This window comes from Streptomyces sp. NPDC003077 (genome assembly GCF_040611095.1).
Taxonomy (GTDB): domain Bacteria; phylum Actinomycetota; class Actinomycetes; order Streptomycetales; family Streptomycetaceae; genus Streptomyces.
Window position 1 is genome coordinate 104,333 of record NZ_JBEXNM010000017.1, and the last position, 22,372, is coordinate 126,704.

The 22,372-nt window shown below is 69.0% G+C and carries 18 protein-coding genes and 3 pseudogenes; 13 read left to right on the forward strand and 8 right to left on the reverse strand.

What is annotated here, in order from left to right:
* Positions 1–171: 171 nt before the first annotated feature.
* From ABZX96_RS14645 to ABZX96_RS14665, 5 genes and pseudogenes are all read right to left on the reverse strand, one after another.
* Positions 172–1,032, reverse strand: a complete 861-nt coding sequence (locus tag ABZX96_RS14645; protein ID WP_355543404.1) for a cupin domain-containing protein — start codon at positions 1,030–1,032, stop codon at positions 172–174.
* The gene (locus ABZX96_RS14650; RefSeq protein ID WP_355543407.1) at positions 1,029–1,451 is read right to left on the reverse strand and encodes a DUF6187 family protein; all 423 of its coding nucleotides are present in this window, start codon (positions 1,449–1,451) and stop codon (positions 1,029–1,031) included. Before ABZX96_RS14650 ends, ABZX96_RS14645 begins: the two co-directional genes overlap by 4 nt.
* Positions 1,452–1,478: 27 nt before the next feature.
* The gene (locus tag ABZX96_RS14655) at positions 1,479–2,768 is read right to left on the reverse strand and encodes an NAD(P)-binding domain-containing protein (RefSeq protein ID WP_355543410.1); all 1,290 of its coding nucleotides are present in this window, start codon (positions 2,766–2,768) and stop codon (positions 1,479–1,481) included.
* Between the two features lie 38 nt (positions 2,769–2,806).
* A complete protein-coding gene (locus ABZX96_RS14660) occupies positions 2,807–4,102 on the reverse strand; it encodes an MFS transporter (protein WP_355543413.1) in 1,296 nt (431 codons plus the stop codon).
* A 20-nt stretch (positions 4,103–4,122) separates the two neighbouring features.
* Positions 4,123–4,664: pseudogene (locus tag ABZX96_RS14665) on the reverse strand (DUF6423 family protein).
* 244 nt (positions 4,665–4,908) lie between these two features.
* Between ABZX96_RS14665 and ABZX96_RS14670 the strand changes: the two are divergent.
* The 4 genes and pseudogenes from ABZX96_RS14670 to ABZX96_RS14685 all read left to right on the forward strand — a co-directional run.
* Positions 4,909–5,268, forward strand: a pseudogene (locus ABZX96_RS14670) (insulinase family protein); the annotation flags it as partial.
* Positions 5,269–5,317: 49 nt separating this feature from the next.
* On the forward strand, positions 5,318–6,175 hold the full coding sequence (locus ABZX96_RS14675; protein WP_355543416.1) for an insulinase family protein: 858 nt from the start codon (positions 5,318–5,320) through the stop codon (positions 6,173–6,175).
* Between the two features lie 447 nt (positions 6,176–6,622).
* Positions 6,623–7,579 carry an insulinase family protein gene (locus tag ABZX96_RS14680; RefSeq protein ID WP_355543419.1) on the forward strand — a complete coding sequence of 319 codons (957 nt, stop codon included), beginning with the start codon at positions 6,623–6,625 and terminating at the stop codon, positions 7,577–7,579.
* An 86-nt stretch (positions 7,580–7,665) separates the two neighbouring features.
* Positions 7,666–8,385, forward strand: a complete 720-nt coding sequence (locus tag ABZX96_RS14685) for a DUF6008 family protein (protein ID WP_355543503.1) — start codon at positions 7,666–7,668, stop codon at positions 8,383–8,385.
* Between the two features lie 74 nt (positions 8,386–8,459).
* Here ABZX96_RS14685 and ABZX96_RS14690 read toward each other — a convergent pair whose 3' ends face one another.
* Both ABZX96_RS14690 and ABZX96_RS14695 read right to left on the reverse strand, forming a co-directional pair.
* The gene (locus ABZX96_RS14690; RefSeq protein ID WP_355543422.1) at positions 8,460–8,594 is read right to left on the reverse strand and encodes a hypothetical protein; all 135 of its coding nucleotides are present in this window, start codon (positions 8,592–8,594) and stop codon (positions 8,460–8,462) included.
* Positions 8,595–9,474: 880 nt separating this feature from the next.
* Positions 9,475–9,787: pseudogene (locus ABZX96_RS14695) on the reverse strand (transposase); the annotation flags it as partial.
* A 70-nt stretch (positions 9,788–9,857) separates the two neighbouring features.
* Between ABZX96_RS14695 and ABZX96_RS14700 the strand changes: the two are divergent.
* Both ABZX96_RS14700 and ABZX96_RS14705 read left to right on the forward strand, forming a co-directional pair.
* The gene (locus ABZX96_RS14700) at positions 9,858–10,868 is read left to right on the forward strand and encodes an aldo/keto reductase (RefSeq protein WP_355543425.1); all 1,011 of its coding nucleotides are present in this window, start codon (positions 9,858–9,860) and stop codon (positions 10,866–10,868) included.
* Between the two features lie 297 nt (positions 10,869–11,165).
* Positions 11,166–11,303 (forward strand): hypothetical protein, encoded by a 138-nt coding sequence (locus ABZX96_RS14705; protein WP_355543428.1) that lies wholly within the window; start codon positions 11,166–11,168, stop codon positions 11,301–11,303.
* A gap of 422 nt (positions 11,304–11,725) precedes the next feature.
* Here the strand turns inward: ABZX96_RS14705 and ABZX96_RS14710 are convergent, their stop codons facing one another.
* Positions 11,726–12,646 (reverse strand): helix-turn-helix transcriptional regulator, encoded by a 921-nt coding sequence (locus ABZX96_RS14710; RefSeq protein WP_355543431.1) that lies wholly within the window; start codon positions 12,644–12,646, stop codon positions 11,726–11,728.
* A gap of 147 nt (positions 12,647–12,793) precedes the next feature.
* Here ABZX96_RS14710 and ABZX96_RS14715 point away from each other — a divergent pair, with 147 nt between their 5' ends.
* From ABZX96_RS14715 to nrfD, 7 genes are all read left to right on the forward strand, one after another.
* A complete protein-coding gene (locus ABZX96_RS14715) occupies positions 12,794–13,747 on the forward strand; it encodes an aldo/keto reductase (RefSeq protein WP_355543434.1) in 954 nt (317 codons plus the stop codon).
* Between the two features lie 194 nt (positions 13,748–13,941).
* Positions 13,942–14,934 (forward strand): dihydroxyacetone kinase subunit DhaK, encoded by a 993-nt coding sequence (dhaK, locus tag ABZX96_RS14720; RefSeq protein WP_355543437.1) that lies wholly within the window; start codon positions 13,942–13,944, stop codon positions 14,932–14,934.
* Positions 14,935–15,416: 482 nt separating this feature from the next.
* Positions 15,417–15,998, forward strand: a complete 582-nt coding sequence (gene dhaL, locus ABZX96_RS14725) for a dihydroxyacetone kinase subunit DhaL (protein WP_355543506.1) — start codon at positions 15,417–15,419, stop codon at positions 15,996–15,998.
* The gene (locus ABZX96_RS14730; RefSeq protein ID WP_355543440.1) at positions 15,995–16,429 is read left to right on the forward strand and encodes a PTS fructose transporter subunit IIA; all 435 of its coding nucleotides are present in this window, start codon (positions 15,995–15,997) and stop codon (positions 16,427–16,429) included. The genes dhaL and ABZX96_RS14730 overlap by 4 nt, the downstream gene beginning before the upstream one ends.
* A 432-nt stretch (positions 16,430–16,861) precedes the next feature.
* The gene (gene fdh, locus ABZX96_RS14735) at positions 16,862–20,131 is read left to right on the forward strand and encodes a formate dehydrogenase (protein ID WP_355543443.1); all 3,270 of its coding nucleotides are present in this window, start codon (positions 16,862–16,864) and stop codon (positions 20,129–20,131) included.
* Complete coding sequence (locus ABZX96_RS14740; RefSeq protein ID WP_355543446.1) at positions 20,131–21,198, forward strand: 4Fe-4S dicluster domain-containing protein; 1,068 nt, start codon at positions 20,131–20,133, stop codon at positions 21,196–21,198. The genes fdh and ABZX96_RS14740 overlap by 1 nt, the downstream gene beginning before the upstream one ends.
* Positions 21,195–22,247, forward strand: a complete 1,053-nt coding sequence (gene nrfD / locus ABZX96_RS14745) for an NrfD/PsrC family molybdoenzyme membrane anchor subunit (protein WP_355543449.1) — start codon at positions 21,195–21,197, stop codon at positions 22,245–22,247. Before ABZX96_RS14740 ends, nrfD begins: the two co-directional genes overlap by 4 nt.
* The last annotated feature ends 125 nt before the right edge of the window (positions 22,248–22,372 follow it).

Consider the following 22,372-nt stretch of genomic DNA (forward strand, 5'->3'; position numbering starts at 1 on the left):
GGGTACGGCTCACGTGCGTCCCCACTTACCAGGGCACCGCGCTCTCCGCCGATGATGCCCCCAAGCGGAGAATCCGCCTGCAAGTACTACGAGGACCCGCTGAACCTCGCAGAACACCCATGCGAAGCAGATATTCGGCCGACCCCATCCGGTGACCCGCGCGATGTCTGATCAATGGCCCGAGGACAGCTCATCAGCCCATTCCTCAAGCGCTCGGGCCGTTGCGCGGACCTGATCGGCAAATGCAGTAGCGGAAGCTCCCCGGCCTGGGACTACTTGATCGTCGGCGACCGAGGCCTCCAGGATCTGCCGGACCCTGTCGCTGATGGCATCGCGAACAGTGTGGGGCAAAACCTGGATCGTCACGTGCAGAGACGCCTGGTCGGTCGTCGATGAGGCATGCAACCATCCACGGGGGATATACAGCAGATCCCCAGGACAAAGTTCGACGTGGATCAGTCTGTCCTGATCGAGCACGTGCCCGGCCCCCGGGTGGCCACCGCTGACCGGCAGCCTGTCAGACAAGGGTGGGGCGAGGGTCCAGTGTTTGGTGCCCTCCAGCTGAAACAGGAAATTGTCCTCGCCGTCGAAATGCAGGGCCAGGCCGCTGGCACGAGGTGGTGTGTGAAAGGCATGGGCCTCCGCCTCCCGGCCCACATCTGCCTCCAGCCGTCGCACCAGGTCGGCGACGGACCGATGCAGCAGGTGAATTCCGGCAAGTATTACCGTGGCCCCACCTTGGCGATAGCTCGCCACTATTTCCGGCGCCACCAGATCGTCATGGACCAGCCCACCTACCTCCTCTTCCCGGCAGAGGAGTTCGTGGGCGACTGGTCGCCCCTTGTCCACCACCGTAACGAAGCCGCTGCGCAGGGCTCCGTACTCAATCAGCTCTTCGAACACCGCGCTGGTGAAAACACTGCGGAAGCAGTTGGGGTCGGCTGCCCGCAGCAGCAAGGGCTCACGCTCCCAGTGCTGTGCGTAAAAGGTTTCCGGCAACTCGATCGCGGGTGGGTCGGCACGGTATCTCACCGGCGTCCCCGCCGTTCCAGCAGTCGCCTGTCGAACTCTTCGCGTCGGATGAGACACACAGCGAGCAGCACTGTCAGCGCTGCATCAGGCGGGGTACCGAGCTCGGAGGCGACAGCGCTTCCCAGCCTGGCCAGGTTCTCGCGAGGTGCGCCGTTCCGACGAATGCGCGTCAGGCCGGACTCTGCGAAGCGGGCCCGCATCTCTTCCCATAGATCCAGGCCGGCATCGATGGACTCTTTCCAGCCGAGTTTCCAACCGCCCGCGTGGGACCCTCGCTCAACGGTGATCATGAGATGCGGTATGCGATGGGTGTAGGCGACAAGGCCCAACGCCGCGAGGACCCGGTCCGTGCCCTGGCCGAGGACTACGCTTTGCGGCTCAAGAGCCGCTTCTTCCGGTTCATACTGAGTGATGATCACGCCAACCTCCACGCTCGCTCGAAACGGTCACGCTTCTCGGCTGCCGAGCCGCCTGCGCAGAGATGTGGAGATACGGGCAGCGGCCACCCGGTGTCCATCAATGTTCCGAGTTGCGGGACCAAGGGCGAGCGAGGCGAGGGCCCCGATGGCATATAACCCAGTGATGCCGGAAATCTGAAGGGTGGTCTCGTCCATCAGAGGCAGTCCCCCGTGGGTTCGGATTTCGGCTCCTGAAACCTCGGGCGCGAGTGGGGGCCGCGTGCCCAGCGCCAGATGAGCCTGAGACACCCGCAGCGGCGCGCCGCCATCAATACACAGTGCAACTCCGGTTGGATCGGCACGTAGTTCCGTGACCACCGTTTCGCGGTGGACGCTGAGAAGGCCGACTTCCTCCCACGCCCGCAAACGCGGGCGGAACTCAAACATGATGGAGGGGCGACGTTCGACTGACAGCATGGCCCATCGGCGCTCCAGCGAGTCCAGGTGAAAGATCGCCCGGCCTTCAGGGCGGAAAAACGCGGCATTCACATCGGCGCACTGGTAATGCTCCTTGCCTCGGAACACCCAATCGACGGCCAGACCGCGCGCGCAAAGATCGGCCACGATGTGCGCAGCGCTCAGTCCCGCGCCGATCACCGCGTGACGTCCGTCGATCGGCTCGCAGGGTTCATCCCAGTACCGTACGCGTTCGGACGCGGTGTCCCAGCCGTCCGGAGCCTCGCGCCGCGCTTCACCGACAGCGAGGACTACTGCTGTGGCTCGGACATCGCCCCGGTCTGTCGCCACTCGCCACCCGTCGCCGTCCGCGACGACCTTCTGGACCTCCGCACGTCGAGATCGCTCGGTGATGCTGTGGGTGGCTGCCACATGTGAGCAGAAACCCTCGAAAACGTCGAGAGGTGCCACAGCGCGCTGGCCCGACTGCGCCATTCGCACCTCGTTCTGCTCGATCGCGGTGAGGTGGTTCCAGTTCAGTCGAGCGAAGTCGAGCATCTCGCAGTCGCTGTGTCCCTCGGCTCCAGGATGATGTTCATAGGGGCTGCGCAGGATCATCTGGCCAACGCTGGCCGTCCGTTCGAAGAACTGGCCGCCAAGGCGGGGCCCGCGCTCCAGGATCAGGTAGTCCCTGATTCCGTCATGCCAGAGACGAGCCGCGAGGCTGAGCGCGGCCAAGCCGCCGCCGACGATGACCGCACTGGCTGTCGGGGGAAGTTCCGGTCGTTCGGGCACCATCAAGGCACTCGGCGTGGCTCCGACGAGGCGCCGGCCTCGAGGACTGTCGAGGAGTTCCGGTGCAGGGATGAACGTGTATGTCATAGCTGGGTCTCTCGTTGTCCGGGGACGCCCGGGGCGGGTCAGGACGTCCCTGCGGGGGCCGACTTCACGTCTCGTTGGGGAACACCGGTCAGAGGGAACCTGGCGACACGGGACAGGAGCAGCGGGATCGCGGCTGCGATACCGCATCCGCCCAGCGTCATCAGGGCACCGCGGGCCCCCAGTGCCACCACGAGGGTGCCACCTCCCGCAGCGCCCAGCGTGCGGGCTACGCCGTTCAGGACGCCGGCGGCGGCGGTAACCCGGCCGAGGCGATCGGCGGGAGTAAGAAGCTGACGGGCCGAACCAGCGGTGATGAAAGCAAGTGCGGAGCAGCCGTCCATGAGCAATACCGCCGGAAATGCGATGCCAAAACTAGGGCTGGCGCCCAGCCAGAGGCAGGTCAGTGCGAGGCCGAACAGGACAAGCCCCAGCAGGGGACCCCACGGTGCCCGTTCGACCATGCGTGCGACCACTAAGCCGACGAGCAGCCCGCCGACGCCCGCTGCAGAGAGCAGCAGCCCCACTTCCACGGTGCGCAACCGCAAGGCCTGGACGGCCAAGCTGATGACCATGACTCCGGACGAGCCAGCTGCCACATACATATAGGCAGTGGCGATCTGGAGAAGTCGCTGGGTCGGATCGCCGATCAGCAATCTCACTCCAGCCAGCATGCCGGCGTGCTTGGCGTGAGTGGCGTCCTCCCCCGGGTCCCGCCTTTGGTCCAGTCGGGAGTTCGGGAGCCGAAGCAGTAACAAGGCGGAGAGAAGAAAGGAAGCCGAGTTCAGGACGATGGCGACCGAGGCGGAGAACCTGGCAAGTACAGCTCCGGCAAGGGCCGGTCCCGCAAGGGTGGCGGCCGCGTCACCGGTCTCCAGAGCGGTGTTGGCGCGCATGATGCGAGCAGAGGGCACCAGCGCCGGCAGGTAGGACTGCGCGGAGACGTTGAACAAGACATCTCCGCAACCCAGCAGGAAGGACACGCCGATCAGAATCGCGGCCGGCGGGTGGGGGGCGAGAAGAGCAATGGCGAGCCCAGCCGCCAACACAGCGCGCCAGATGTCGGCAGTGATCATCAGCCGGCGCCGTTCCCGCAGATCGACGTAGTGTCCCACGGGCAGTGCGATAAGGAACGTGGGGGCCATATTGGCTGCTGTCACGAGGCCCGCCAAGAGGGCATCCTGTGTGGCCAGCAGGATCACCATCGGCAAGGCGGTCTCCGCCAGCCGATCACCCAGGATCGAGACAGTGCGGGCCGTGACGAAGCGAACCAGCCCTGGAGTACTCATTGATGTGATGTCCTGCTCGGCTACTAGTGAGGTGGCCGCGATGCGCACGGCCGCCCCTGGACCAGGTGTCAGCCGTTGATCAGCGTGACCGGGATGAAGAGCTCGATTGCCGGCCTGGGCGGCATACCGTTGTCCACTACGTGACGGATCTGTTCGGCCAGCCGCTGCTTGACCGGTTGCGCCGGTTGCGTCGGCTTCTGTGGCTGTTGCGGACCGGTGCCGGGGACCTCAGCCGGCGGTGGCACGAAGCGCGAGTGGGCAATGACCGAGCGCTTGCGGGCCGCCTCGATGGTGAACATCTTCAGCACCGCCTCCCCAGGACGCACCTCGCCGTCATAGAAGGTGATGCGTTCTTGGTCCGGTGACATGAAGGTCTTGGCGAACTGTCGCGAGACGAGTTGCGCCGTGCGTCGGCAGTGAAGCGAGTGTTCTCTTCGCACGTCATCTGCCAGGTGAGCCAGGGCAGGTCGGTGAGGTTGGTCTCGCTCTTGACGACATGTCAGCGGCCGGGTTCGGGGAGCTCGAAGGACACCACGATGTCGTGGCTGTTCCCGCCGATCGCGCCACTGATCAGCAGGGTCCGCCGGGCGAGGTCGGCAGTGGCGGCCATCTGAATGTCTTTGGCTCGTAACTCCCCCACAGCTATAGGGGCGTCATTGGTGATGGTCACGAGGGTTCCTCTCGTTGCTCCGTTACTGGAGTTGCGCTCAATGCTTGACGGTGCACTTTGTAACCGTCAAGAGTCAGTTCCGAAGTTGGCTGACGAGCCAGAAGGAACAGCCATCAACCCACACCCCACACTGCCGTTCCATTGCTCGGATGACCGGGTGCTTGCGACGGGAGATAGTCGATCCATGGAGAGGCTTGCACTGACCAATGGACTACGCGTGGTGCTGGATCCACACGACGCCCACGGGCTGGTGGCAATATCCGCGCACTACGAGGTTGGTTCTCGGACAGAGCCACTTGGCAAGAACGGAGTGGCTCATCTTTGCGAGCACTTACTGTGCGACAGGTCCGCTGCCCCTTTGGTGGGAGCCGTGCTCGACGCCGGCGGGATACTCAACGCCACCACACAGGCTGACTACACCGAATACTACGGAGTTCTACCGGCAGATCGGGCCGAGGCGTTACTGCGCCTGGAAGCCGAACGAATGGCCACACGAAAGATCAGCAAACGACAGCTGAAGGAGCAGGTGGAAGTCGTCAAGGACGAAATCCGCGCCAACATTGACGGCCAAGTCTTTGGAGGTTTCCCTGGATGTGGCTCCCCGAAGCGGCTTACGCCTTTCCTCAACACGCACACAACGGTTATGGTGCGAGTCACATCGACACCCTCCTTTCCCCAGCGATGTCGAGCAATTTGCCGCGACTTACTACGTCCCGTCCCGGGCAGTCCTCACCGTAAGCGGGTCCGTTGATTCTCGACACATGCGAGCCCTGATCGAGAAAAACTTTGGCAGAATACGCTCCCACGCCCCCTTCTCGGTACTCGAAGGTCGCGCTGCAGCTACAGTAGAGGAAGAACCCGAACTCGACGCGGACCGCGTCATGGCCCATCGGGATCCGCATGCACCGCATCCTGCTACCGCGATCGCATTCCGTGCACCGGTGCGCCGCGGCATCTCTCGCAACCTGCTGGCCGCCGTTCTTCTGGCGGATATCTTGGTCAACCATCCCCTAGGAAGACTCGACCGGGTAGCGGACGAACGCGGTGGCATTACCGAAGTGGCCAGCTACCTTGGGCTTTTCGGCAATCCTTTCGATGGCCGAAACCCGCTGCCGTTCGTCGTCGAGGTCTTCCACCAGAAGGATCTGTCCACGACGGACGCTGTCGCCATGGTGCGTCACACACTGGCCGGCATCGCGAACGAGGGACTGGAGCAGGGCGAAGTGACCCGCACTGCTCGTCGCATCGCCGCTCAGATGTGGCGAACCCAGGACCAGGTCATGGGCCGGGCCCTCATGACAGGCTCGATCGAGCTGATCCATGGAGATAGCGCGAAGGTGCTGGATCTGCCGCACACGCTGCTGCAGATAACGGCGGCCGAAGTCCGCGCCGTGGCCCGGGACCTGCTCGCACAGAAAGTGGCGGTGCTCACTCTGGAGGTGGGTCGGTGATCGTCGGAGCTCCTGATCTGCAAGAGGCATTGGCTGCACCCGCGGAGGGACAGCACGTGCCGGGTGTTCTCGCGGTGCGGTACGGAGACGTCCCGCTAGTGGAGATCAACGGCTACACACCGTTGCGGTCGGAGTTCCGGGGCACTCCCAGGCAAGCGGAAAGTCTGCGGATGCTGCTCGCGGCGTTCCTGATGTCCGCGGGCTCCGCAGCGGGCGGCCGGTCGAGCATGGACGAATTGGCCGCTTGCCACGGAGCACAGGCCGAGGTGACGGCGTACGGAGAGGGGCTGTTGTGGAGTTTGCCTCTCCGCAGACAGTTGGAGTTTGCCCCTCCTGGCAGACAGTTGGGAGGACTTCCTGGCACACGCGGCGGAGTCGCTCATCGCAACGTTCGGTGTACCTGATGCTCTGAGACTCCTGCGTGAATCTATGGAGGCACAGGCGCAAGTGGCTCTCCTCGATCGTCAGGCAGTTGCTTCTACTTACATCCGGAGCATGCTTGCCTCAGGAAGGGATGACAGGTCCGAGCCCTTCGGGCTGGCGAGCACCTATTTGGACGGCGCAGAGGCCCTCCTGACGGGCCGACATGCCCTCGGTTTCCTGGATCTGGACACCGCCTGCTTCACGGCGGTGTCCAGTATCAACGCGGAGGAACTGGGCCGAGGGCTGGAACGTTTCATGACCACCTTGAACATGGCGGCCCGCACGGCACACAAAGACATGCTCGCGGCGCCCTCAGGGCCGAAATACCGGATGGAGCGGAAGTCCACCGGGGCATCCGACAAGGAGACCCCACCCAAGGCCGGCGACGAGGCTCGCGCGCGAATCCTCAGGGTGGGCGGCGGTGAGACCGCTTGCCTGCGCATAGCATGGTCGGCCCCCCGCCGGGACGCCCCCGACTACCCCGCATTCTTTGTAGCGCAGCACACACTCGGCGGTGGCTACCGCTCCCGACTCATGCGGCGCTTCCGCAACGAACTGGGGTGGAGCTATTCCCCGTGGAGCGTGATCCGGCACGAACCCGGCCGCTCCTTTATGGAAGTCAACGTCGAGGTGCCCATGGAGCACCATCAGGCGGCATGGGGTGTTGTGCTAGCGGCCGTGGCGGAACTACGTGAGGAGCCCCTGCCTTGGGGAGAACTGCGTAGGGCAACCGCTACGGCCTGCGGCACTGCTGCTGCCGCCCTGGCACCGCAACGCGGCCTTGCCGCTTCCCTTACGCATGTTCGCGCTCTTGGGGTGGAGGCCGGCTGGCTCTGGCGCTGGCCTCAAGCGCTTGCCCGTGTACGCCCCGCCGACGTGCTCAACGCCGCACATCGGTATCTGCGAGTCGCGGACGCCGTGCGCGTAACAGTCCTTCCTACGACGTATCCAAGAGAACAGGATGACGCAAAAGAACTATAACGGTCATCTCCGAAGAACTGGCCCAGCAAACAAACACCCGTTCAGCCACGTGGACGCACAGGAGCGCTGTGAACCATCATGCCGACATGTCGGTGCCTGGCTCGGTCGCAGCCTGGGACACCGCAGGAGCCGTGCTGCTGACCCTTTGGGCCGCGGCGATGTGGGCCGCGGTGGGCATCCTCGCCATCGCGGACCGTGGGACCGAACGTCCCTGGCTGCGACGCATCAGTACAGGCGTCATCGTGTTGGGGGTGCTCGGCCAGCTCGGGCATTTCCAGGAACATGTGGCGCAGGCGGCGTACTGGGTCGCCCATCCCGCGTCGGAGGCCTGGATGACGCCGTGGGGCGACAGCCTGGCACGGGGTATGGGACAAGTCGATCCGACGAAACCACCACTCGGCATGGAAATTCTCCACGTGACCGGGAACTTCATTTTTCTCGCTGGGCTGGTGGGCATCGCACTGATCACGCGGCAGTTGAGCCATCACACCAACTCGCACAAGTGGGCAAAGACGGGCGTATGGATGCAAAGCATTCACGGCGCAGAGCACATCGCACTGACGCTGTCCGTCGCCTTTGGGGCAACCCGTGCGATCGGTCTGTCAACATGGTTCGGCGTGATCGACCCGGGGCCAGCGCTCACCACATACCGGGTGTGGTGGCACTTCGTCGCCAACCTCCTCGGCACTGCCATCCTCGCCACCTCTCTGTACCACTTCTGGAAAGAGAAGCGGACACTTCCTCAGCAGGAGGAAGCCGGACGCCTCGATGCCACCGATGTCCGACACGCCACATCCCCGGCGTAACAACATCGCGCTGGAAGCCTTTGGTGGGCGTCTCCTTCCAATCCTTCGTCCCGACCTGCCCAGTTGGCATCGTTCTAGGTGTCTCGCCAGGCAGGGGCGGGCTCGCCGGTGAGGCGGCAGGCCATCAGGTCGATCATTCGGAGTTGGATGAGGGCGGCGGAGCGGGCGGGCAGCGACTCGTGGTCGCGGGCGAGCCGGCGGAACATCATGATCTATCCGAAGGTGCGCTCGGCCGCCCACCGGCGGGGCAGCGGGGTGAGCCCCTTGCTGCCCAGGTCGCGCTGGACGGCTTGGAGCCGAGGCCGAGCCGGGTGGCGTGTTCCGTGCAGGTCGCGCGGAAGGCACTGTCGGCCCACAGTTTGCGCAGGCGGGCTCCGTTCCCGTGCGCATCAACCTGTTGGTAGTGCCGTGTCGGTCTGCTGCATCACAGCGCTCGGGGCGGTCATAGGCTCCCGGCCATGGCATCCCAGCCCGTAACCAGACCGCCTTGTTCCTCTGGTGACCACGACGGCAAAGAGAGTGCGTAGCCCGTCTTGCTAGGCCCGGCCGAAGGTGTGGCAGGCGGCCGTCGGCGCCAGGCGCAATGACACTTCGACCAGAGCCCGACGCAGCCGAGCGACCTCGATCCGGCCCTGGTTCACCCCGGAGTAGAGGGCATGGGCCCACCTCGGTGCTCAGGGCGGGGGCCAGGTCCATGAGCGTGCGGACCGGGCCGTCCGTGCCCAGCAACGCGTCACACAGCTCGACCAGGACATCACCGTACGAAAGTAGGCAGGAGTACAACTCTCCGGAATCGCCGTCACCGCTGCGGATGCGTCCCGTTGCACCCCGTGCTCAACCGTCCTCTCCGCACGCGCGGAGGTGAGCCGGAGCTGGAGGAGCCGACGCCGAAGCCGTTCGGTGTCCGCAGGCGCGGGAGGCCTCCGGGACCTGCTTGGCGCGCCCGGGGAGCGACAGGGGTTATGCCCCCTGTTGTGGTGTAGCGGAGGGGATCTGGTCTTTGGTTTTCGGGTAGAGGGCCCATGCTTCCTTCGGGGAGGTAGTGGCGCGTTCGTGCGGGGAGCGCAGGAACGCGGTCCCAAACACCTCGGTCTCGCTGTCGCCGACCAGCAGTCCGAGCACTTCTCGTCCGTAGTCCTCGGTGATGCCGGTGGCGATGGCCACGGCCTGGGGGACGATCTGGTGGTTGACCCGGGCCTTGCAGTAGTCGCGTCCAGGTAGAGGTAGGGGAAGCGGGTGTGGTCCAGGGGCCGGGTGCGGAAGACGGACAGTTCCGCGTCCAGGCCGCCGCAGATCCGGGAGACCTCGCTCTTGGAGATCCCGGTGTCACCGCCCAGGGCTTTGACCCGGCCGTCCACGCTGCGGGGGACACCCCGTGCACGTATGCCTCCATGATCACGGCCCCACGCCTCCGGATTCCGGACCGAGACATATTGCGTTGGAGCGCACTCCAACTCCTAGGTTTCGGAAGCATGCGATACGTCAAACTCGGAACGACCGGGCTGGAAGTCTCCGCCATCACCCTCGGCTGCATGAGCTTCGGCGAGCCGGACCGGGGCGGCGAGCCCTGGTCGCTGGGCGCGGACGCCAGCCGGGACATCATCAAGCAGGCCCTCGAAAGTGGCGTCAACTTCCTCGACACGGCCAATGGGTACAGCGCCGGAAGCAGCGAGGAGATCGTCGGCCAGGCGGTCAAGGACTTCACCCGGCGCGAGGAGGTCGTTCTCTCCACCAAGGTCTGGATGCGGATGCGCCCCGGCCCGAACGGCGCCGGGCTGTCCCGCAAGGCGATCTTCGCCGAGCTCGACGCCTCCCTGAAGCGACTGGGGACCGACTACATCGACCTGTACCAGATCCACCGCTGGGACTACGACACACCGATCGAGGAAACCCTTGAGGCGCTGCACGACGCGGTCAAGTCCGGGAAGGTCCGCTACATCGGAGCCTCTTCCATGTACGCCTGGCAGTTCACGAAGGCCCTGTACCTGGCTGACCTGAACGGCTGGACCCGGTTCGTGTCGATGCAGGACCACTACAACCTCATCCACCGAGAAGCAGAGCGGGAGATGCTCCCGCTCTGCGCCGACCAGGGCATCGGCGTGATCCCGTGGAGCCCGCTGGCGCGGGGCAGACTGACGCGGGCCCGGGACACCGCCACGGCGCGTGCCGAGACCGACGAGGGCGGCAAGATCCTCTACCGCGACGAAGACCAGGAAGTGGCCGAGCGCGTCCACGAGATCGCGGGCAAGCGGGGTCTGTCCCCGGCCCAGGTCGCCCTGGCCTGGGTCATGCGCAACCCGGCGGTGACCTCGCCCATCGTCGGGGTCACCAAGCCGGCCCAACTGGCCGACGCGGTCGCCGCGGTGGACGTCGAACTCGACGAGCAGGAGGCCGCCTATTTGGAGGAGCCCTACCAGCCGCACGCGGCCGCCTACCTGGAGGAATCCTTCTACAAGCAGCGGCCTGTGGCGGGCTCCCGGTAGTCCGGGGCGGACTCGTCCCGGCGGGCTTCGGCATCGGCCTGTCCGGAGCCGTGGGCACCTCTGCCATCACCGGCTCACTCGGCCGCGGCCGGCAGGGAGTCGCCTCCGCGATGAACGACACCACACGCGAGGTCGGCTCGGCCGTCGGCATCGCCCTCATGGGATCGATCTACCGGCAGCCACTACCGCTCCGACCTGCCCGACTCTCTCGACCGGCTCCCCGCCGAAGCCGCCGAGGCCGCACGGGACTCCGCCGCGGCGGGCCTTCGTGTCGCCGATCACCTCGGTGCCCGAGGCGTGGCCCTGGCAGACGGCGTCAAGTCCGCCTTCATGGACGGCTTGTCCGCCTCGCTCATCGCCGTCGGCATCGTCGTTCTCGCCGCCGCGATCGGGTGCCTGTTCCGCGCGCCGAAGACACCGCCGACATCCGACTGAGCGAGGGAAAGCCCCCGGTCTGCCGCGCCAACGGCACCGACGAGAGGACGGTTCCCAGTCCCGATACAAGAACGCGGCTCGAACAGCAGGGCCAGGTTGTTTCTGACGGCTCTCGGGCAGTGGTCGCGGAGCCAGATGCCGATCGCGGCGACGGTCAGGGTGCCGCTGTAGACGTGATCGCGTTTGTCATATCGGGTGAGTGCACGGATCCGCAGGCTTGCCGAAGGAAGGAGCCCGCGCCTTGACCACCGGCCCCGGCGTGCGCGTTCACCACGGCGCACCCCATGGCACCGCCATCGAGGCCGCCGACGAGGCGGACCTGAACACCGTTTGGAACGCTTGCGGACCGAACTAGCCGGCGCGCTCCAGCACGGCACCATCGTGCCGGAGCGCGCGAACGCGGCCAGGCGAGCCGCGACGGATCAGAGCGGATCGGGCCGAGGAGAACGGCGGGTGGGCTGTGGCGCCCGAGATCGCGTAGCTGCCCAACCGGCGAGGACTTTGAGCCGGTCCTCGGATGCGGTGCCGGGTTCGGCGGTGTAGGTGATCAGCTCGTGCACGGCTCTGCCCGGCAAGGGCAGGTCGAGGGACTGAAAGGTCAGTTCCAGGCGGCCGACGGTGGGGTGCTGAAGTCGTTTGACGCCGTCGTGGCGCATCAGGACGCCGTGCGCGGCCCATCGGCCGCGGAACTCCGGGCTGAGGGTGGACAGCTCACCGACGAGTTCGCGCAGTGCCCGGTCACGGGGCTCGCGCCCGACCTCGGCGCGCAGCAGGGCGGCGGTGGCGACGCCGGCGGCGTCCCAGTCGACGAAGAAGTCATGTGCACCAGGGTCGAGGAAGACATAGCGGGCGATGTTGGGGCGGCCTCGCTGGTCGATGGTGGCGCTGTCGAACATCGGCGCGAGCAGGGCTCGGGCCAGGGGGTTGCCGGCGACGATGTCCGTGCGGCCGTTGCGTACGAACGCCGAGGACGTCGTCATGGAGTCGAGCAGCCACTGGACCCGGGGCGGGACCTCGACGTCTCCGCGACGCGAGGGCGTGCGACTCCCGTGCCGCGATGACCGGGCCAGGTCGAACAGGTAGGTGCGTTCGTCGTCGTCCAGTCGCAGGGCACGAGCGACCGCGTCAAGGACGTCTTCGGACACGCCGCCGATGTGGCCCTTCTCCAATCGCGTGTACCCCTCCGTGCTCACACCGGCGAGGACGGCGACCTCCTCGCGCCGCAGCCCGGCGACCCGGCGACGGGCGCTGGTCGGCAGTCCGGCCTGCGCCGGGGTGATCCTGGCGCGCCGGCCGGCAAGGAAGTCCCGGATTTCGCCGCGGTTTCCGGGCTGCTGGTCCATGTCAGTCATGGTAGGCGCCGGTCATGGCACGAGGGGGGTCGAGGTTGTACCCCCCCATAGACGCGACCTTCTCCGGTGGTGGCGATCGCGGTCTCCTGGCGTTCGATCGTTCCGACACGGTCCCAAGACAAACAACGGAGACACGACATGACTGGCAAGGCGCTGACTGTGCCGGCGGTGGCGTTGGGCACATGGGCCTGGGGAGACAGCGGCGAGGCAGGCGAGGGCTACTTCGGCAGTCGGCTGAGCGAGTCCGGCCTGCGGGAGGTCGTCGAGAAGGCGCAGTCGAACGGGCTCACCTTGTGGGACACCGCCGTGGCATACGGCATGGGCCGCTCGGAGGCCGTCCTCGCGCAGGCGCTGACGGGCTATCACCGAAGCGAATACCAGCTGTCGACGAAGTTCACCCCGCAGCTCGCGGGCGACGGCGACGATCCCGTCGCGGACATGCTGGAGCAGAGTCTCGACCGCATGCGTACGGACTACGTGGATCTCTTCTGGATCCACAACCCTGCCGACGTGGCGCGATGGACGCCGCCTCTGATCCCGCTGCTCAAGAGCGGCAAAATCAGGCACGTCGGCGTCTCGAACCACAACATGGAAGAGATCGCTCTTGCCGATCAGATCCTCGGCGAGGCCGGCTTCCGCGTGGAGGCGGTCCAGAACCACTACAGCCTTCTGTACCGGAGCTCTGAGCGCGCGGGCATCCTCGACCACTGCCGCGAGCACGACGTGCGGTTCTTCTCCTACCTGGTCCTGGAACAAGGAGCGCTGACCGGCAGGTACAGCCCAGCGCGCCCGTTGCCGGAGGGCAGCGACCGGGCGGCCGTGTACAACGGCATCCTGCCCCGGCTGGGGGCGCTGACGGACCGGATGGGCGCGATCGGCAAGGACCGGGGCGCGTCCGCCGCCGATGTCGCCACCGCCTGGGCCATCGCCAAGGGGACCACCCCGATCATCGGGGTCACGAAGGCGGGTCACATCGACGGGGTGGTCCGGGCTCTCGGCATCGAGCTCGCCGACGAGGAGATCGCGGAACTGGAGGCGCTGGCGGACGCCGCGGACGTCGACACGCGCGGCTGGTGGGAGCACGAAATGTAGCAGTGGCGGGGACCGAAGCAGGGACCGCGTCTACTCTGGGCCCGGCCCGCGAAGGCGGGCCACGGTTGTCGGCCTGCCTCCCGGCCGCCGCGAAGCGTGTGCTCGGCTGGTGAGGAGGACCGCTTCGAGCGATCCCGCTGACCTGCGGAAACGCAGGACAGCGGCCTCACCGTCCGTCACTGAAGGAGCCCCTTGTGAAGATGCTCATCAACGTCCCCGAGACCGTCGTCCCCGACGCCCTGCGGGGGATGGCGGCGGCGCACCCCGAGTTGGTCGTGGATGTGGAGGGGCGGGTGGTCGTGCGGCGGGATGCGCCGGTGGCGGGGAAGGTGGGGTTGGTGTCCGGTGGGGGGAGTGGGCACGAGCCGTTGCACGGGGGGTTCGTGGGGCCGGGGATGCTGGATGCGGCGTGCCCTGGGGAGATTTTCACGTCGCCCGTACCGGACCAGATGGTGCGGGCCGCGGCGGCGGTGGACAGCGGCAGGGGGGTGCTGTTCGTCGTGAAGAACTACACCGGGGACGTGCTCAACTTCCAGATGGCCGCGGAGCTGGCGGAGGACGAGGGCATCCAGGTCGCCAGTGTGCTGGTGAACGACGATGTGGCGGTGACCGATTCGCTCTACACGGCCGGGCGGCGCGGCACCGGGGCCACGCTGTTCGTGGAGAAGATCGCGGGCGCGGCGGCGGAGGAGGGACAGCCGCTGGAGCGGGTCGAGGCGGTGGCGCGGCGGGTGGTGACGGCCTCGCGGAGCTTCGGGGTGGCGCTGGACGCCTGTACGACACCGGCCAAGGGCGGCCCGACGTTCGACCTCCCCGCCGGGGAACTGGAGTTGGGGGTCGGCATTCACGGCGAGCCGGGGCGTGAGCGGCGGGCGATGATGACCGCCCGGGAGATCGCGGACGTTGCGGTGGAGGCGGTGCTGGACGATCTGCGACCGAGCGCTCCGGTGCTGGTGCTGGTCAACGGGATGGGCGCCACGCCCCTGCTGGAGCTGTACGGGTTCACCGCGGAGGTGCACCGGGTGCTGGCGGAGCGGGAGGTCGCGGTGGCCCGTACGCTCGTGGGCAACTATGTGACTTCGCTGGACATGGCGGGGTGCTCGGTGACGCTGTGCCAGGTGGACGAGGAGTTGCTGCGCCTGTGGGACGCGCCGGTGCAGACGCCGGGGCTGCGGTGGGGGCGGTGAGCCGGATGGGGTGAGGGGCCGGCCGGGTGGTGGGTGCGGTCGGATGGCGGGCGCGGTCGGATGGCGGGCGCGATCGGATGGCGCGTGCGGTCGGATGGCGGTGGGTACTCGTCGTCGGCGTGGTGGCGACGAAGCGTACGCGGACGGGGCGGAGGCGCGGGGCGTGTGGGCACGGCCGCGGTCCGGCACCCGTATCACCCGCCCGCTCTCCTTGTCCCCGTCGGCCTACCCCCTCCGCTCCCCTTGCCCCCTGTCCGGCCTACTCCCTCCGCTCCCCTTGCCCCCGTCCGTTCCCCTTCTCCCGTCCGGCCTAATGCCTCTCGGCTCCCCTTGCCCCGTCCGGCGTACCGCCGTCCGGTCCGCGAACGGGCCGGTCGTGGAGCGCGTGCCAGTGGGTACGCTCACGCTCGCACCCGAACGCCCGACCCGAGGAGCAGCCTGTGTCCGAAACGGCCCTGGATGCCGCAGTGTTCGTCCGGTGGATGGCAGCCACCGCGGCGGCCGTCGACCGTGAGGCGGCGTGGCTGACCGAACTGGACTCCCCCATCGGTGACGCCGACCACGGCACCAATCTCCAGCGTGGCTTCGCCGCCGTCGTCAAGGTGCTGGGCAGCGATCCGCCCGGGACGCCGGGGGCCGTGCTCACGGCTGCCGGGCGGCAGTTGATCTCCTCGGTGGGCGGTGCCTCGGGGCCGCTGTACGGGACCTTGCTGCGCCGTACGGGCAAGGCGCTCGGTGACGCGGAGACGGTGACGGCCGGCGAACTGCTGGCGGGGCTGCGGGTCGGGGTGGACGCGGTGGCCCAGTTGGGCGGCGCCTCGGCCGGGGACAAGACGATGATCGACGCGCTGGAGCCGGCGGTCGAGGCGCTGGCCACCTCCTTCGATGCCGCCGCGGACGCCGCCCGGCAGGGCGCGGAGGCCACCGTTCCACTGCGGGCGCGCAAGGGACGGGCGAGTTATCTGGGTGAGCGGAGTGTGGGGCACCAGGACCCGGGGGCTACGTCGGCCGCCCTGCTCTTCGCGGCCCTGGCGGAGGTGGCGGGTCCGGAGGTGGCGGAATGAGCGCCGGCGGCGGTGGGACGGGCGGCCGGGGAGGGCTCGTCGGGATCGTGCTGGTGTCGCACAGCGGGCCGGTCGCTGCCGCCGTGGCCGAGCTGGCCAGGCGGCTGGCCGGGGGTGGCGAGGTGGCGCCCGTGGCCGCCGCCGGCGGCATGCCGGACGGCGGGTTCGGCACCAGCGCGGAGCTGATCTGCGAGGCGGCGCACAAGGTGGACGGTGGCGCGGGCGTGGCGCTGCTGGTCGATCTGGGCAGCGCGGTGCTGACGGTGAAGGCGCTGCTGGCCGAGGGGGACGAGTTGCCCTCGGGGGCGCGGCTGGTGGACGCGCCGTTCGTGGAGGGCGCGGTGGCCGCCGTGGTCACCGCCTCGACGGGCGCCGACCTGGACGCGGTCGCGGCGGCGGCCGGGGAGGCGTACGGGTACCGGAAGGAGTAGGCCGGGTCGCCGCATCTCTTCTGCGGCGGCTTCTGCGGGTCCGGGGCGCGGGCGGGCATGCGGAGGGGGCCGCGGCGTAGGCACGCGTCCGTCTCCCGGATGCAGCGCGCATCCTCCTTCCGCCTTCCGCCGCGCTCCCTGCCGACCCGGATCGCGGGCGCGCGTGCGGACGGCGCCGCGGTATAGGGACACGTCCTTCCCCTGATGCGGCACCCGTCGCCCAAGCCGCACCCCGCACGGACGCGCACCGCGACGGCCACACCGCACGGACACATCCCCCAGCCCGATCACCCTCCACCCACCCCCTCCCCCACCCCGTCCGGCCGAGTATCCCCCCGCCCAGCGGGCGCGCCCGGCGGCCCCGGGGAAATCTGGAGGGGTCCCCCGGGCGGGGAGCCGACGCCGGATCGTCGACGTGCTGGAGGAAGTGCGATGGGTGTGCCCCGACTGCTGCGCGAGTGGCCCGTGTACCGGCAGTTCGCGGAGGGGGATCCGCTGGGGCGGGGGCGGGCCGCGAAGTCGGGGTACACCGAGGGGCTGCGGGCGCGGACGCACTCGGCCGATCGGGTGGTGGGGTCGGTGTGCCCGTACTGCGCGGTGGGGTGCGGGCAGCAGGTGTACGTCAAGGACGAGAAGGTCGTCCAGGTGGAGGGGGATCCGGACTCGCCGGTGAGCCGGGGGCGGCTGTGTCCCAAGGGGTCGGCGACGCTGCAGCTCACCACCGGTTCGGCCCGGCATCACCAGGTGCTCTACCGCAGGCCGTACGGGACGGAGTGGGAGTCGCTGGACCTGGAGACGGCGATGGACATGGTCGCCGACCGGGTGGTCGAGACCCGGCGCCGGACGTGGCAGTGGGAGGCCGAGGGGCTGCGGGTGGCTCGTACGCTCGGCATCGCCACGCTGGGCGGGGCCACGCTCGACAACGAGGAGAACTACCTGATCAAGAAGCTGATGACCGGTCTCGGCGTGGTCCAGGTGGAGAACCAGGCCCGGGTCTGCCACAGTTCCACGGTCTCCGGGCTCGGTACGTCCTTCGGGCGCGGCGGCGCGACGACGTTCATGCAGGATCTGCAGAACTCCGACTGCATCGTCATCCAGGGCTCGAACTACGCGGAGGCGCACCCCGTCGGCTTCCAGTGGGTCATGGAGGCCAAGGCGCGCGGCGCGCGCGTCATCCACGTCGATCCGCGCTTCACGCGGACCAGCGCGCTCGCCGACCTGTATGTGCCGCTGCGCGCGGGTACGGACATCGCGTTCCTCGGCGGGATCATCAACCACGTCCTGGCGGAGGGAAAGGACTTCCGGGAGTACGTGCTCGCGTACACCAACGCCGCCACGATCGTGAGCGAGGACTTCCGGGACACCGAGGATCTGGACGGGGTGTTCTCCGGGCTGGACGCGGAGCGCGGGCACTACGACCCGCAGAGCTGGCAGTACGAGGGGCGGCACGTCCAGGCGCCCTCGGGCGATCCCAACCAGCAGTACCAGCGGCGGATCGAGGACCCGGACGCGTACCACCGGGTGAGCCAGTCGGGGGCCTCCGAGTCGCACGGGTCGGGTGGCGCGCGGGCCACCTCCGCGCCGGAGCGGGACGAGACGCTGGAGCACCCGCGGTGCGTGTACCAGGTCCTCAAGCGGCACTACGCGCGGTACACGCCGGAGATGGTGGAGCGGATCTGCGGGGTGCCGCGCGCCACGTTCGAGCGGGTGTGCGACGAGCTGACGGCCCATTCCGGCCCGGAGCGCACCAGCGCGTTCGTGTACGCGGTGGGCTGGACGCAGCACTCGGTGGGCTCGCAGTACATCCGCGCGGCGAGCGTGCTGCAACTGCTGCTCGGCAACATCGGGCGGCCCGGCGGCGGCATCCAGGCGCTGCGCGGACACGCTTCCATCCAGGGCTCCAGCGACATCCCCACGCTGTTCAACCTGCTGCCCGGCTACCTGCCGATGCCGCACGCGCATCCGCACGAGGACCTGGACACGTTCGTGCAGGGGTCGCGCACCGAAAAGGGTTTCTGGGCCAACATGCGGGCCTACCTGGTGAGCCTGCTCAAGGCGTACTACGGGGACGCGGCCAGCGCCGACAACGACTTCTGCTTCTCGCACCTGCCCCGGCTGACCGGCTCGCACAGCACGTACGACACCGTCGTCGCCCAGTTGGAGGGCGACTGCAAGGGCTACTTCCTGCTCGGGCAGAACCCGGCCGTGGGCTCCGCCAACACCCGGTTGCAGCGGCTGGGCATGGCCAACCTGGAGTGGCTGGTGGTCCGCGACTTCTCGCTCATCGAGTCCGCGACCTGGTGGAAGGACGGGCCGGAGATCGAGACGGGCGAGCTGCGGACGGAGGACATCGGCACGGAGGTGTTCTTCTTCCCGGCCGCCTCGCACACCGAGAAGTCCGGTTCGTTCACCAACACCAACCGCTGGCTCCAGTGGCACTACGCGGCGGTGGAGCCGCAAGGAGACTGCCGCAGCGATCTGTGGTTCATGTACCACCTGGGGCGGCGGATCAAGGAGCGGCTGGCGGGGTCGGACGACCCGATGGACCGGCCGGTGCGGGACCTGGCCTGGGACTACCCGGTGTCCGGGCCGCTGCGCGAGCCGGTCGCGGACGCGGTGCTCGCCGAGATCAACGGGCGCGGACCGGACGGCGCACCGCTGAGCGCGTACACGCAGCTCAAGGACAACGGCTCGACCTCGTGCGGCTGCTGGATCTACTGCGGCGTGTACGCGGACGGCGTCAACCAGGCCGCCCGCCGCAAGCCGCACGACCGGCAGGACTGGGTGGCCGCCGAATGGGGCTGGGCCTGGCCCGCCAACCGCCGCATCCTCTACAACCGGGCGTCCGCCGCGCCGGACGGCACTCCGTGGAGCGCGCGCAAGGCGTACGTGTGGTGGGACGCGGAGGCCGGGAAGTGGACCGGCCACGACGTGCCCGACTTCGTCCCGGACCTGGCGCCGGATCACGTACCGGCCGAGGACACGACCGGGGTCGCCGCGCTGCGCGGTGACGACCCGTTCATCATGCAGGCCGACGGCAAGGGCTGGCTGTACGCGCCGGCCGGGCTGGTGGACGGGCCGATGCCCACCCACTACGAGCCGCAGGACTCGCCGTTCCCCAACGCCCTGTACCCCTCCTGCGCCCGCTCGCCGGTGCGGCAGCTGGAGCCGTACCCGGGCAACCGCTACCACCCCAGCGGCGACGAGCCGGGCGCCGAGGTGTACCCGTACGTCGTCACCACCCACCGTCTGACCGAGCACTTCACCGCGGGCGGGATGAGCCGCTGGTCGCCGTACCTGGCGGAGCTCCAGCCGGAGCTGTTCTGCGAGGTCTCCCCCGCGCTGGCGGCCGAGCGGGGCCTGACGCACACGGGCTGGGCGACGCTGGTCACCGCGCGCGGCGCGATCGAGGCGCGGGTGCTGGTGACCGACCGCATCCGGCCGCTGACCGTGCAGGGCCGCACCGTGCACCAGATCGGCCTGCCCTTCCACTGGGGCCCCAACGGCGTGACGACGGGCGACGCGGCGAACGAACTCGTCGCCATCGCCATGGATCCCAACGCCCACATCCAGGAGGACAAGGCGCTCACCGCCGACATCCGGCCCGGCCGCCGGCCACGCGGTCCGGATCTGCCGCGGCTGGTCGAGCGGTACCGGGAGCGCGCGGGCGTCACGGCGGCGACGGGGACGGGGGTCCGGTGATGGAGCTGGACCTGCTGACGGGACGGAACCTGCTGAGCGGGCCGGAGCCGGACGTCGCCCGCGACGCGGGCCACGCGGACGCGCCGCCCCGGCAGGGCTTCTTCACGGACACCTCCGTGTGCATCGGGTGCAAGGCGTGCGAGGTGGCGTGCAAGGAGTGGAACGCGATCCCGGAGGACGGGCTGACGCTGACCGGGATGAGTTACGACAACACGCAGGGGCTGGGGGCCTCGACGTGGCGGCATGTGGCCTTCATCGAACAGTCGGGGAGCATCCCCGTTTCCGGGGCCCCGGGCGGCCTCGCCCCGTCCACCGCCGTCGCGGTGCCGGTCGCGGACGGTCGTACGGAGCTGCCGCTCGCCGAGGCCGGGAGCGACGGGGACGGCAGCGGAGGCGACGGGCGGGCCGGGTTCCGGTGGCTGATGGCGTCCGACGTCTGCAAGCACTGCACGCATGCGGCCTGTCTGGACGTGTGTCCCACCGGCTCGCTGTTCCGGACCGAGTTCGGCACCGTCGTCGTCCAGGAGGACATCTGCAACGGCTGCGGCTACTGCGTGCCCGCCTGCCCCTACGGTGTCATCGAACAACGGCCGTCCGACGGCCGCGCCTTCAAGTGCACCCTGTGCTACGACCGGCTCGGCGCCGGCCAGGAACCGGCCTGCGCCAAGGCGTGTCCCACGGACTCCATCCAGTTCGGCCCCCTGGACGAGCTGCGCGAACGGGCCGCCCTGCGGGTCGAGCAGCTGCACGCGGCCGGGGTCGCGGACGCCCGCCTCTACGGGGAGGAGCCGGACGACGGGGTCGGCGGGGACGGCGCGTTCTTCCTCCTGCTGGACGAGCCCGAGGTGTACGGGCTGCCGCCGGACCCGGTGGTGACCACCCGTGACCTGCCCGCCATGTGGCGGCACGCGGGCGCGGCGGCGCTGTCGCTGGCGGGCGGCTTCCTGGCGGCGTTCGTTTGGGCGGGGATGGGGGGCCGGGGTTCATCGGCCGGGCGGGCGTCCTCGGCACGGCGGGCTGCTTCGGCACGGCGGGCTTCGCCGACACTGCGGAAGGCGGGACGATGAGCACCTCCGACGTGACCCGGGACGGCGTGCGGGGCGAGCGCCCCGGGCGGGAGGCGGCCCCCGAGGCGCTGCGCGACGGTCCCAAGAAGCAGCGGCGCGGGCGGGGGGAGGCGATCGTGCCGCCCGCCGAGTTCCGGTCCTATTACGGGCGGCCCGTCATCAAGGCCCCGGCCTGGGAGCCGCGCGACATCGCCGGGTACTTCTTCTTCGGCGGGCTGGCGGGCGCCGGGTCGGTGCTCGCCGCCGGGGCGCAGCTCACCGGGCGGCGGACCACCGCGACGGCCATGAAGGTCTCGTCGCTGGCGGGCATCTCGCTGTCCACGGCGCTGCTGATCCACGACCTGGGGCGGCCGGGCCGGTTCCCCAACATGCTGCGGGTCTTCAAGCTCACCTCCCCCATGAGCGTCGGCTCCTGGCTGCTGGCCGGGTACGGGCCGGCGGCCGGGGCCGCCGCGGGGTGCGCGGTGACCGGGTGGCTGCCGAGGGTGGGGAGCGCCGCCACGGCGGGCGCGGCGTTCCTCGGCCCGGTGGTCACCACGTACACGGCGGTGCTGGCGGCGGACACCGCCGTCCCGGCCTGGCACGGCGCGCACCGCGAACTGCCCTACCTCTTCGCGTCCTCCGCGACCGCCGCCGCGTCCGGCATGGCCCTGGTACTCGCGCCCGTACGGGAGAACGCCCCCGCCCGGTGCGCGGCCGTGCTGGCCGCCGCCGGGGAGACGGCGGCGACCAAGGCGGCCGAACGGCGGCTCGGCGTGGTCGCCGAGACCTGGCGGGAGGGTAAGGCGGGCCGGTTGCTGCGCGCCGCGCGGTTCCTCACGGCGGCGGGCGCGACGGGTGCCGCGCTGTGGGGTCGGCGGAGCCGGACGGTGGCGGTGGCGAGCGGGCTGGCGCTGCTGGCCGGGTCGGCGTGCACCCGCTTCGGGATCTTCGCGGCGGGGATCGCGTCGGCCGAGGACCCGAAGTACACGGTGCTGCCGCAACGGGAGAGGCTGGCGGCGCGGGAGAGGGCAGCGAAGGAAGGGGAGGCGACGGGGACGGGCGGGTGAGTCTAGGAGCGGTTTCCGTTCCGGTGAGTCCGGGGGCGGTTTCCGTTCCGGCGCGTTCGGAGGGTTCCGTTACGGTGCGTCCGGGGTTGGTCTTCGCTCCGGCGCGCCCGGGGCCGGTTCCCGTT